This window comes from Clostridium sp. D46t1_190503_E9 (genome assembly GCF_015555225.1).
Classification (GTDB): Bacteria; Bacillota; Clostridia; order Clostridiales; family Clostridiaceae; genus Clostridium.
The window spans coordinates 1-12,811 of record NZ_JADNKB010000008.1 but is presented as its reverse complement, the minus strand read 5'-3'; the positions used below and the strand labels follow the sequence as shown (position 1 = coordinate 12,811).

The 12,811-nt window shown below is 28.2% G+C and carries 13 protein-coding genes and 1 other annotated feature; of the genes, 10 read left to right on the top strand and 3 right to left on the bottom strand.

The window, feature by feature from the left end; translation table 11 throughout:
- Window positions 1-18 precede the first annotated feature (18 nt).
- Window positions 19-221, bottom strand: a binding site (T-box leader).
- Between the two features lie 160 nt (window positions 222-381).
- The 4 genes from I2E83_RS10410 (at window position 382) to I2E83_RS10395 (ending at window position 2,989) form a co-directional block, all read left to right on the top strand.
- Complete coding sequence (locus I2E83_RS10410; protein ID WP_195264970.1) at window positions 382-750, top strand: CoA-binding protein; 369 nt, start codon at window positions 382-384, stop codon at window positions 748-750.
- Window positions 751-775: 25 nt separating this feature from the next.
- Complete coding sequence (locus I2E83_RS10405) at window positions 776-1,138, top strand: YccF domain-containing protein (protein ID WP_195264968.1); 363 nt, start codon at window positions 776-778, stop codon at window positions 1,136-1,138.
- A 196-nt stretch (window positions 1,139-1,334) separates the two neighbouring features.
- Window positions 1,335-2,693 (top strand): MATE family efflux transporter, encoded by a 1,359-nt coding sequence (locus tag I2E83_RS10400; RefSeq protein WP_195429688.1) that lies wholly within the window; start codon window positions 1,335-1,337, stop codon window positions 2,691-2,693.
- An 80-nt stretch (window positions 2,694-2,773) separates the two neighbouring features.
- Complete coding sequence (locus tag I2E83_RS10395) at window positions 2,774-2,989, top strand: hypothetical protein (RefSeq protein ID WP_195264964.1); 216 nt, start codon at window positions 2,774-2,776, stop codon at window positions 2,987-2,989.
- A 66-nt stretch (window positions 2,990-3,055) separates the two neighbouring features.
- Here the strand turns inward: I2E83_RS10395 and I2E83_RS10390 are convergent, their stop codons facing one another.
- The 3 genes from I2E83_RS10390 to I2E83_RS10380 are packed head-to-tail and all read right to left on the bottom strand — an operon-like array spanning window position 3,056 to window position 5,104.
- Entirely contained in the window at window positions 3,056-3,550 is a 495-nt protein-coding gene (locus tag I2E83_RS10390) for a hypothetical protein (protein ID WP_195429687.1), read from the bottom strand.
- A gap of 32 nt (window positions 3,551-3,582) precedes the next feature.
- Window positions 3,583-4,206 carry a J domain-containing protein gene (locus I2E83_RS10385; RefSeq protein ID WP_195429686.1) on the bottom strand — a complete coding sequence of 208 codons (624 nt, stop codon included), beginning with the start codon at window positions 4,204-4,206 and terminating at the stop codon, window positions 3,583-3,585.
- 1 nt (window position 4,207) lies between these two features.
- Window positions 4,208-5,104, bottom strand: a complete 897-nt coding sequence (locus tag I2E83_RS10380) for a DUF5685 family protein (protein WP_195264958.1) — start codon at window positions 5,102-5,104, stop codon at window positions 4,208-4,210.
- Between the two features lie 176 nt (window positions 5,105-5,280).
- Here I2E83_RS10380 and I2E83_RS10375 point away from each other — a divergent pair, with 176 nt between their 5' ends.
- The 6 genes from I2E83_RS10375 to I2E83_RS10350 form a co-directional block, all read left to right on the top strand.
- Window positions 5,281-6,171 (top strand): polysaccharide deacetylase family protein, encoded by an 891-nt coding sequence (locus I2E83_RS10375; protein ID WP_195429685.1) that lies wholly within the window; start codon window positions 5,281-5,283, stop codon window positions 6,169-6,171.
- A 691-nt stretch (window positions 6,172-6,862) separates the two neighbouring features.
- Window positions 6,863-7,939: a BMP family ABC transporter substrate-binding protein gene (locus tag I2E83_RS10370; protein WP_195264953.1), complete on the top strand. Its 1,077-nt coding sequence runs from the start codon at window positions 6,863-6,865 to the stop codon at window positions 7,937-7,939.
- Between the two features lie 121 nt (window positions 7,940-8,060).
- A complete protein-coding gene (locus tag I2E83_RS10365) occupies window positions 8,061-8,738 on the top strand; it encodes a DUF554 domain-containing protein (protein WP_195429852.1) in 678 nt (225 codons plus the stop codon).
- 457 nt (window positions 8,739-9,195) lie between these two features.
- Window positions 9,196-10,284 (top strand): BMP family ABC transporter substrate-binding protein, encoded by a 1,089-nt coding sequence (locus I2E83_RS10360; RefSeq protein WP_195429684.1) that lies wholly within the window; start codon window positions 9,196-9,198, stop codon window positions 10,282-10,284.
- Between the two features lie 180 nt (window positions 10,285-10,464).
- Complete coding sequence (locus I2E83_RS10355; protein ID WP_195429683.1) at window positions 10,465-11,985, top strand: ABC transporter ATP-binding protein; 1,521 nt, start codon at window positions 10,465-10,467, stop codon at window positions 11,983-11,985.
- A partial coding sequence (locus I2E83_RS10350) for an ABC transporter permease (RefSeq protein ID WP_195429682.1) occupies window positions 11,985-12,811 on the top strand: 827 nt, incomplete at its 3' end. The genes I2E83_RS10355 and I2E83_RS10350, both read left to right, overlap by 1 nt.

The window sequence follows — 12,811 nt, the reverse complement described above, 5'->3', positions numbered from 1 at the left end:
AAAAACCCTTCATCTCAATTAAGAGACGAAGGATATATTCGCGGTACCACTCTTATTAGAAAAATAATATTTTTCTCACTCAAATATATAACGGTTTCCCGTACTTGCTTTTAACAAGTAAGCTCATAGGCAAGTTCTTATAAGTTAAACACTGTTTTTCAGCAACCAACAGCTCTCTAAAGAATAACATTTATAATACTACTCCTAATCAATGCAATAAATATATAATTTTAATATACTCAATTATATATTTTATTACAATATAAGTCAACAACCTCAAAATAGTAAATTATATGAACTAAAATATATTTAGAAATTTGTTGATGAAAAAGAGACAATTGGATATATTAATCATATAAAACTTAAAGGGAGGTAAAGGAAATGAATATAGAAGAGTTAATGAAACTTAAAAATTGGGTTGTTATAGGTGATGTTTCTAATGAAACAAAATATGCAAATAAGATTTTAAATAAGTTTAAATTAAAAGGATACAAAGTAAGTGGAGTTCATCCTAAAGGTGGGGAAGATATTTACACTAATTTAAAAGAGGTTCCATATAATATAGAGGCTATTGATTTATGTATAAATGCAAAATATGGGATAGAGTTTTTAAAAGAAGCAAGAGAATTAGGAATAAAAAATGTACTAATACAACCAGGTGCTGAAAGTGATGAAATATTAAAATATTGCAATGAGAACTCTATAAATACTATAGAAAACTGTGCATTAATTCAGTTGAATCATATATAGGATTAAAATAAAGGGGGATGCAAGCATGTCTTGTTTAGGAAATTTAATTTGGATTATATTTGGAGGCCTTTTTAATGCATTAGCATGGCTAGGATTTGGATTATTATGGTGCATTACTATAGTAGGAATTCCAATAGGACTTCAATGTTTTAAAATGGCTAGTCTACAATTTGCTCCATTTGGAAAAGAAGTTGTTACTAAAAATGATAGTGGTTTAAATTTATTGCTTAATATATTATGGATTATATTTGGTGGATTTGAAATGTGTATAGCAAATTTAATTAGTGCTTTCTTTTTATGTATTACTATAATTGGAATACCTTTTGCAAAGCAATCATTAAAATTAGCTAAGTTATCATTAATGCCATTTGGTAAAGAAATAATATAAAGTTTATGGTTAAACTGTAAATTTTATATGTATTAAGTAAAATTAGGTTTAATGTTTCTCTTTTTAGTAGTATCATATTGTATAAGTTATAATGAAAAGTAATCATAATTATAACTTAATTAAGTATTATATAAGTTAATTTTTGAAAATTAACTTATAGAAAGGATAAATATAGGTACGATAAGGAGAGAAGTATATGTCTAGAGTTAGAACCAATTTGGGGGAAGGATCTGTAGGAAAACTATTAGTAAGTTTAGCGCTCCCTGCTATTGTAGCACAATTAGTGAATGTGTTATACAACATAGTTGATAGAATATTTATAGGAAGAATGGCAAATGGAGAAGTTGCTATGGCTGGAGTAGGGGTAGCTTTCCCTATTATAATGATAATATCAGCATTTTCAGCTCTTATAGGTATGGGTGGAGCTCCACTTGCAGCAATAAAAATGGGTGGAAAAGATGATGATGGTGCTGAAAGGATTATTAGTAATAGTTTTTCTACTTTAATAATTATTGGATTAATATGTACAATTGGATTTTTAATTTTTAGAGAAGATTTATTATGGGCTTTTGGAGCTAGTGAATCAACTATAGGCTATGCTGTTGATTATTTAACTATATATTTAATAGGAACAGTATTTGTTCAAATAGCTCTTGGAATGAATCCATTCATAAATACACAAGGTTTTGCTAAAATTGGTATGATTACAGTAGTAATAGGAGCTGTAATAAACATAGTTTTAGATCCTATATTTATTTTTGGACTTAACTTGGGCGTAAGTGGAGCTGCTTTAGCAACTATACTTTCACAGTTTGTTTCTGCAATTTGGGTGTTAACCTTCTTGTTTGGTAAAAAGAGCATACTAAAAATAAGAATAAACTATTTAGTTCCTAAATTAAAGGTATTACTACCAATAGTAGCTTTAGGGGTTTCGCCATTTATAATGCAATCAACTGAGAGCTTAGTATTGATAAGTATGAATAATAAACTACAACTTTATGGTGGAGATTTAGCAGTTGGAGCTATGACTATAATGAGCAGTATAATGCAAATTGTTACTTTACCATTACTAGGACTATCACAAGGAGCGCAGCCTATAATAAGTTATAACTTTGGAGCTAAAAATATAGAGAGAGTAAAAAGAACCTTCAAATTATTATTAACAAGTTGTCTCATATATACATTTGTTATGTGGGCTTCTTTAATGATATTCCCAGAAATTTTCGTTGGTATATTTAATAATAAAAAAGAGCTTGTAGAAATAACTTCATGGAGTATGAGAATATTTTTTGGAGGAATTTTTATGTTTGGAGCACAAATAGCATGTCAGCAAACATTTTTAGCGTTAGGGCAAGCTAAAATATCTCTTATTATGGCATTACTTAGAAAGATAGTTTTACTTGTGCCACTTATATTTATACTCCCAATTTTATTTGAAAATAAACTGAAAGCTGTATTATTTGCTGAACCAATTTCAGATATAATTGCAGCATTAACAACAATTACTGTATTTATAATATTTTATAAAAAGACTTTTGTTAAAACAGTAGAATAAAAATATAAATATGATATACTTTAAGTTACATATATTGTATTTTGTTTTTAAATATTATAAAGCTTTGGGGGGATAACGTTTTGAGTGGTAGTGAAAATAAAATTTTATTTAAAGAAATAAAATCCTATGAGGAAGCTTATTTTTATAATTCTTCACCAGAAGAAAGAAATAAAGCAACTATAAAAAATAGTATTGAAGATAAAAAGAAAAGTAGTAAAGTGAAAAGATTTTTTGAATCCCCTGTAGGAGAGATAATTGAAAGTGCTATCGAAATATTTTTTGATATATTAAATTAGTGAAATTATAATATTTATAAATATAACAATGGTCTAGATTTTAATATAAAATCTAGACCATTTACTTTAAATTTTATTGTGTATTCTTTGCATATAAAATGAAATTAATAAAGTTAATGCATAATCAAAAATTAAGAATATAGGTTGTGCTACAATCCATAATAACCAAAGAGGAAGCTTGGTTAATTCTATTGCTGTAAATGACTTAAATACAAAAAGAGATATAAATAAAGAAATATTAAAAAATATCATCTTAAGAAATATTTCTAAATATAATTTATTTAACTTTTCAATATAGTATTTAACTATTCCATATATTCCAAAGAATAAAACATATAGTAAAATTATATTTATGGGCAATATAAAGAAACCAATAATAGATGAAGCAATATATACAAAGAAAGCACTTTTAATAGATCCTTTAATTAGCGCAATTGGAATTAATAATGATGCTAACGTAAGTATACTAATTGTACTTATAGGTAACAACAAATTTAAGTATAAAATTATGTTAGTAAGTGCTACTAAAATAGCGCTTAAAGTAATTTCTTTAGCTTTCATAACTTAAAACACCACCCATTAAGAAGTTAGGGCTAACAACAACCTATAAGGTCACCACCCATACATTCGCATATTGAATCTAAGCACCATAGATTTATACAACAATCACAAGCATTAGCATTATTTGATCCAGTTGTTCTATAATAATTATTGCTATATGATTGAGTTCTTTGATGAAGAGAGTTTAGAGTTTGTCTATATTCAAAATTATTAGGATCCATATTTACAGCTGTTTGAATATGCTTTAGACCTGCATCAAACCAACCTTTATTTGTTAACAATATTCCATATAAGAAATTCCATTCAGCATTTCTGTTATTAGACATACTGTTAAGTCTATTTTCAGCTTCAGCAAAGTTTCCATTTTGAATAAGCCTTCTTATTTCTGAAAACATATAGCTATTATCGTTTGATGAACTATTTGAGCTGTTATATGATGAATTACTAGTGCTTGAACTGCTATATGAGTTTCCAGCATTTTTAGTAAGTGTATCATAAGCAGCATTAATATCTCTCATTTTTTCTTCAGCTAAGTCTTTTAATGGATTATCACCATATTGATCAGGATGATATTGTTTTATTAAATTTCTATAGGCCTTTTTTATTTCTTCTTGAGTTGCTCCAGGCTTTAAACCTAGTACTTCATATGGATTCATTTTATTTGTCACTCCTTTTATCTTCTCTAGTATTATTTAATATTCCAACATATTTATCCATCATACCTAATTCTAAAATGTTTTTAAGGATATCTTCATTTCTTTTTAAAGGTAATTTTGAAAGTATATCTTTACAATTATATGAACAATTTAAAATTGTAAAATCTAACCTTCCTTGAATTAAAGGAATTAATTCTTCATATGGTTTATTTTCTTCATTAAATAAATAATTTATTGGATTGAATTTTTTCTTTTCTATATCATCCTTTAAATCATCAAAAGCATCTATAAGATATATCCATTTTCCTAAAGTATATCCAAGTTTATATAATTCATTTCTTAGGGCTTCGCTATCATTAATAAATTCATTAGGATAATATCTTAGTATATTTCCAACTATATCACTAAATGGATGGCATATTTCATCTATAGATGAGAAATTCTTATTTTTTTCTAATTCAGTTAATGTTCTAAGATTAACTCTTATAATATCGTTAATATCATCTATAGATTTATTAATTTTCTTTTGGTATGGATAAAGTATTTTTTCAAATACTTTACTTTTAAGATTATTATCATCTTGAATATCATCTTTCAATTTATGATAATAAAGTGCTAAGTTCATTGCAGCGGCATAATGTAATGCATCATTATTAACAATTACTGGCTTTTTATCTGTTGGGTGAGCAATACAACGCTTAATTTCAATATTAGGTTCTTTAATTGATATAGAATCTAAAAGTATTGCTAAAAATGTCATATCATAATTTAATACCATTCTTGGTATATTACCAGCACTATTTTTTAATTGAAAACATAAGCCGCAATAATAACTTCTGAATTTTGTAAAGTCCTTCACTTTAAGCTCTGCTTTTAGAGGAGTTACGTATCCAAACAATAAAAACACTCCTTAATATTAGTTTAGATTAATTATACAAAAATAAAGTATCATTAACAATAATTTAAAGAAAAATAAGGAAATATTAAAAAAATAGAAACAATTATAAATGGAGTTGACAAAATATTCCTAAAAATGTATAGTCGAAATATACAAAGAAAAGGGGATATATGGTAATGAAAAAATCGATAAAGGTTATAACTATCTTATTTATAATTTTAATTATAGGCTTTGGAGGAAAACTTATATTAGATAGTAAAGCACAGCCTGCAAATACTGATATTCAGAACAAAGAAAGTGATGTAGATATATCAAATGGAGAAGATGAATCTCAAAAGGAAGAAATTAAAGAAGAGGAGAATAAGGATGACAAAATTAATTATTTAACTTTAGATGTAAATGAAGTTAAAATTCCTATATTAATGTATCATTCCATATCAGATAGTGATCCTAATAATACTTTACTTGTTCCAACCTCTCAATTTGATGAACAAATTAAGTGGCTTAAGGAGTCAGGATTCACTCCGATGTTACTTGACGATGTTATAGAGGCGTTTAATACTGGTAAAGTTCCAGAGAAACCAGTTGCAATAACATTTGATGATGGATATGCAGATAATTATACTGATGCATATAGAATATTAAAACAGCATGATATGAAAGCTACATTTTTTATAATAACAGATAAAACTGATGTTGATGGATGGTATATGAATTCGAATATGCTAAAAGAAATGAGTTCGAGTGGCATGGGAATAGAAAATCATACTTCTAGACATATAGAATTTACTCAAATATCAAGGGAAGATAAGATTGCAATAATTAAAGAAGGTATTGAAAAATTAAAAGAAAAAGTCGGAGTAGATAGTAAATATATTTGTTATCCAGTTGGTAGATATGATGATGAAACAATAGAAATAGAAAAGGAATTAGGTATAAAAGCAGCTGTTACAACAGAAGGAGGAATTTCAAGTCTTTCTGATGGGGTATACTCATTAAAAAGAGTTAGAATATCTCCTATGAATATTGAGGCTTTTAAGAATATATTTAGTGATTTTATAGAATAATAGAAATAGGATGTGATTATTTCATATCCTATTTCTATTATTTTTTATATATCACTATTTATATATAAATATAAAGATATTAAATATGTAGTTATTCCTAAAAATATTTCAGCTGTAGAGGTTTACTAAGTTATATGATTAAGCTTCGATATTTAGCAATTGCTAAATTGAAATTTAAAATTTACTGTAGGGAATATCATTTATTATAATATTATGCCTAATAAAACTTTTAGTTTGCTTATAAACTACACTATACTGTTTAGATAATGGTAATAGCATACGTTATTTTTCTAATATGCGTATGTTAATTGTGAAAGATTAATTATTGTAAGTGATAAATAATTTGAATTTTATATTGAAAAAATACTGTAAAGGCTTAAGAAATAAGTACTTATAGAAAATTCTATTTTAAATTCCAAAATAGAACTTGAAAATGGTTTGTGCAATAATATTCGTATCAATTGAATGATATTTAAAAAAATATAAATTAAATGTTTTAAAATATGTCTGAAAAGGTTTGTTTATAATGTTATATGTCGCAATGATGAAAATAATGTTACGAAATTATTGTAATACCGAATTATATATTGTATAATTTTTTTAAAGTTCGAATAAACAACTTTTGAATAATTAAACTACAAATGTTAAATTACAAATATTAAATTACAAAAGTCTAAGGAGGATTTTTAGAATGAAGAAAAGAGCAATAGCTTTGGCTTTATCAGCACTTATGGTAACTGGTTTAGTTGGATGTGGAAACAAATCAGAAGGAGCAGAAAATGGTGTTAAAGTAGGGATGGTTACTGATGCAGGGACTATTGATGACAAGTCGTTTAATCAAGGTACTTGGGAAGGAATTAAAAAGGCTGAAGCTGAATTGAAAATTAATAGTAACTATTTAAAGCCGGCTGGAACAACAGAATCAGATTATATGAAAGAAATTGTAAATCTTTATGATACAGGATATAAATTTATAGTAGCTGTTGGATTTAAGCTTGAAACATCTATTTTCCAAGCTCAAGATAAGTATCCAGATGCTAAGTTTGTACTAATTGATGGAGCACCAAACAATGGAAAAAATGGAGAAGACAGAGTAGAAAAGATTGGAGAAAATTCAGTTGCAGTTAATTTTGCTGAACAAGAAGGTGGATTTTTAGTTGGAGTTGCAGCAGCACTTCAATTAAAAGAAGGTGATTTAGGATTTATAGGTGGTATGGAAATACCTTCAGTTCAAAGATTTAGCTGGGGATTCCAACAAGGTGTTAAATATGCAAATGATAACTTTGGAACAAATATGAGTATTAAAGAAGAAAATATAGTTTATCAAGGGACATTTGATAATGTAGCGGCAGGACAACAATTAGCAGCAACTATGTATGATAAAGGTGTTAAAGCTATATTTACAGCAGCTGGTGGAGTTGGTGTTGGAGCAATAAATGAGGCAAAATCTAGAGCTATTGCTGGTAAAGAAGCATGGATAATAGGTGTTGATGCTGACCAATATGAAGATGGTATATATAAAGATGATAAATCTATAATCTTAACTTCAGCTATGAAGAAAGTAGATGTAGCAACTTTCGATATAATTAAAGATGAATTAGATGGAAAATTCCCAGGTGGTCAAAATTTAACATTTGATGTTAAAAATGATGGAATTGGTCTTCCAAATGAAAATCCTAACTTATCTGAAGATACTATTAAGCAAGTAAATGAAGTTTATAACAAAATTAAAAATGGCGAGATAACAGTAAAAAGTGATTCTATATAGCAATTGAAAAATAGGATGTGAATTATTTCATATCCTATTTTTATTATTTTAAATGGTTGGTGAAATTATTTTTATATAGTAAAATTATTGAGAATTTAGTAAGAGGAAGAGGATGATAAAAATGATAGGGACAATAATTAATAGTTTAACTATAGTAGTTGGCTCAATAGTAGGACTTTTTGTAAAAGAAAAAATTAATGAAAAAATAAGCAGTACTATAATGAGTGGACTAGCGTTATGTGTTATTTATATAGGAATATCGGGAGCATTAAAAGGAGAAAATACAATTGTGATGATTATTTCTATAGCTTTAGGTGGTTTTATAGGTGAGGCAATAGATATAGATTTAAAACTAGAGAAGTTAGGCAAAAGAATAGAAAAAAAAGTAAATAAAAATGGAAGTACTATATCTATTTCAGAAGGGTTTGTTACATCTACATTACTATTTTGTGTAGGAGCAATGGCCATTGTAGGAGCTTTGGAAAGTGGATTGAATAATGATTATAGTACACTTTTAGCAAAGTCTATATTAGATGGAATTAGTGCTATTATATTTTCATCAACATTAGGTATAGGGGTAATACTTTCAGCAATTAGTGTCTTTATATATCAAGGGAGTATAACCATAGCTGCTGGCATGTTAACAAATGTACTTAACAATATAGCTATAACTAATATAACGACAGTAGGAAGTTTACTAATTATAGGTTTGGGTTTTAATATGATAGGTATAACTAAAATTAAAGTATCAAATTTATTGCCTGCAATAATAGTTGCAATAATATTAAGCTTTATATAATTTAATTTTTTTTATAGAGTAGATTAATATTTGTAAATAGTGATAATAGTATACACTATTTATGGATATGCGTACATTAATTATTTGAAATTAATTAATGTAAGTGGTAAATAAATTGAATTTTATATTGAGAGGATGTAATTAAAGCTTGAAAAATAAGTGGTTACAGGAGTTCGAGTGCTGGAAATAAGATCTGATCTACAATATGAATTCTATACTAATATTCGTATTTTGTAATGAATATATATAAAATAATAAATAAAATATCGAAAAAGTATATTTGAAAAGGTTTCTTTATAGGGTTATATGTCGTAATAAGAAAAATAATGTTATAAAAATTATTGTAATAACGAATTATATATTGTATAATCTTTTTGAAAATTCGAATGAAGAAACTTTTAAAATAATTAAGTAACAAATTATATTAAATTACAAAAATCTAAGGAGGATTTCTAGAATGAAAAAAAGAGCAATAGCTTTAGCTTTATCAGCACTTATGATAACAGGTTTAGTTGGATGTGGAAACAAATCAGAGAAAGCAGTAAATGATGTTAAAGTAGGTATGGTTACTAATGCAGGTACTATTGATGATAAGTCCTTTAATCAAGGTACTTGGGAAGGAATTAAAAAGGCAGAATCTGAATTGAAAATTAGCAGTAACTATTTAAAGCCAGCTGGAACAACAGAAGCAGATTATATGAAAGAAATTGGAAATCTTTATGATACAGGATATAAATTTATAGTTACTCCTGGATTTAAATTTGAAACATCTATTTTCCAAGCACAAGAAAAATATAGTGATGCTAAATTTGTGCTAATTGATGGATCTCCTAACAATGGAAAAAGTGGAGCGGATAGGATAGAAAAAGTTGGAGAAAATTCAGTTGCAGTTTATTTTGCTGAACAAGAAGCTGGATTTTTAGTAGGAGTTGCAGCAGCAGTTCAATTAAAAGAAGGTGACTTAGGATACATAGGCGGAATGGAGATACCTTCAGTTCAAAAGTTTAACTGGGGATTCCAACAAGGTGTTAAGTATGCTAATGAAAATCTTGGAACAAAGATGAGTATTAAAGAAGAAAATGTAGTTTATCAAGGTTCATTTGATAACGTAGCAGCAGGACAACAATTAGCAGCAACTATGTATGATAATGGTGTTAAAGCTATATTCGTGGCAGCTGGAGACGTTGGAGTTGGAGTAATAAATGAAGCAAAAGTTAGAGCTACAGCTGGTAAAGAAGCATGGGTAATTGGTGCTGACGTTGATCAATATGTTGATGGTATATATAAAGATGATAAATCTGTAGTTTTAACTTCAGCAATGAAGAAATTAGATACAGCTACTTTTGATATAATAAGGGATGAATTAGAAGGAAAATTCCCAGGTGGTCAAACTTTAACATTTGATGTTAAAAATGATGGAGTGGGTCTTCCAAATGAAAACCCTAACCTTTCTGAAGACACTATTAAGCAAGTAGGTGAAGTTTATAACAAAATTAAAAATGGTGAAATAACAGTAAAAGTTGAAAAGGGCGATTTAATAAAGTAATTTAATAAATTTTAGTGTATTTTATTGCATTGCCTATGATATGGAAAAAGACGGAGGTGCCGTCTTTTTCTTGTATAAAGCTTTAATTGGATTTATTTAACAACTGATGAGAATAAATAAATTGGCTTGTATAGATATAGAAAAGTATTTTAAATATTAGATATATAGGGAGGGTAATTCATGAGTTATGTAGTGGAGATGCTTAATATTCGCAAAGAGTTTTCAGGGATTGTAGCAAATGATAATGTAACATTACAACTAAAAAAAGGCGAAGTACATGCTCTTTTAGGTGAAAATGGTGCAGGGAAATCTACATTGATGGGAATGCTTTTTGGAATGTATCAACCAGAAGCTGGTGTAATAAAAATAAAAGGAAAAGAAGTTAAGATTTCTAGTCCAAATGTGGCAAATGATTTAGGAATAGGAATGGTTCATCAACATTTTAAATTAGTTGAAAACTTTACTGTAACAGAAAATATAATTTTAGGTTGTGAACCTAAAAAATTCTTAACAGTAGATATAAAAAGTGCTGCTAAAAGAATTGATGAATTATCAAAAACTTATGGCTTAAATGTTGATCCATATGCAAAGATAGAAGATATATCAGTTGGTATGCAACAACGTGTTGAGATTTTGAAAATGTTATATAGAAACGCTGAAGTTCTTATATTTGACGAACCAACAGCCGTTTTAACACCTCAAGAAATTGATGACTTAATTAAAATAATGCAAAATCTTATAAAAGAAGGAAAGTCAATAATTTTAATTACACATAAGCTGAAAGAAATAAAGGCAGTAGCAGATAAATGTACAGTTATAAGAAGAGGTAAATGTATAGGAACAGTTGATGTTAAAACAACTACTGAAGCTGATATGGCTAAGATGATGGTTGGAAGACAAGTTTCATTTAAAGTAGATAAGAAAGAAGCAACTCCAAGTGAAGAAGTATTAAGGATAGAAAATTTATCTGTTAAAAATAATAAAAAAGTTCTAGGGTTAAAAGATTTTTCTTTAAATGTAAGAAAAGGTGAAATAGTTGGTATAGCTGGGGTTGAAGGAAATGGGCAAGTTGAGCTAGTTGAGGCTATAACAGGTATGAGGAATGTGGATTCTGGTAAGATATTCTTCAATGGAAAGGATATTACAAAAACGTCAATAAGAAGTAGAATTGATGCAGGAATTGCACATATTCCAGAAGATAGACATAAAAGAGGACTTATTCTTGATTATACTATGGAAGATAATATGGTTCTTAAGGTTTACAAAAATAAGCCATTTTCTCAAAATGGACTTATAAATAAAGCAAAAATTACTGAATATGCTGATCACATTATAGAAACTTTTGATGTGCGATCTGGAGAAGGTGGGAAATCAATAGCTAGATCTTTATCTGGCGGTAATCAGCAAAAAGGTGTAATTGGACGTGAAATTCAATCAAATCCAGATTTGCTAATAGCTGTTCAACCAACTAGAGGATTAGACGTAGGGTCTATAGAATACATACACAAAAGACTTGTTGAACAAAGAGATAGTGGAAAAGCTGTGCTTTTAGTATCTCTAGAATTAGATGAAGTGTTAAATGTTTCAGATAGAATTGCGATTGTTAATAATGGTGAACTTATAGGAATAGTAAATGCCTCAGAAACAGATGAAAATGAAGTTGGACTAATGATGGCAGGAATAAAGAGAGGTGAAAGCTAATGGAAAAAAATCAAGGCTTAAAATCTATTATGGCTGTTATTTTAGGAATTATAGCAGGCGCGATATTAATGGCGGTTATGGGATTTAATCCTCTTGAAGGATATGAATTTTTATTCAAGGGTGGTTTAATGAACCTAGAAAGAATAGGTAACACTATAGCTACTGCAACTCCATTAATGCTAACAGGACTTTCAGTTGCCTTTGCATTTAAAACAGGATTATTTAATATTGGAGCACCGGGCCAAATGTTATTTGGAGGATTTTGCTCAATTGCAGTAGGTCTATCTTTAGATTTACCTAAAATAATCCTTGTTCCTATTGTTGTATTAGCAGGGATTTTAGGAGGAGCAATATGGGCTACAGTTCCTGGAATTTTAAAAGCTAAATTCAACGTTCACGAAGTTGTATCATCAATAATGATGAACTGGATAGCTTATTGGATAGTGTATTATAATATTCCAAAATATTTCAAAGGTGAATTCTTAGAAACTGAATCAAAGATGTTAGCAGATTCAGCAACTTTAAGAGCTTCTTGGTTATCAAGTATTTTTGAAGGATCATATATAAATTTAGGTATTTTCATTGCAATGATAGCAGTTTTCATAGTTTGGTTCATATTAAATAAGACAGTTTTAGGATATGAGTTAAAGGCTGTTGGGTTTAATAGATTTGGAGCTGAATATGCAGGTATGCCGGTTAATAAAAATATAGTTATTTCTATGATGATAGCTGGTGCTTTATCTGGTCTTGCAGGTGCTATACAATATACAGGTAACTCAAACATAATGCAAATAGGTGTTATGCCAAGCCAAGGCTTTGACGGTAT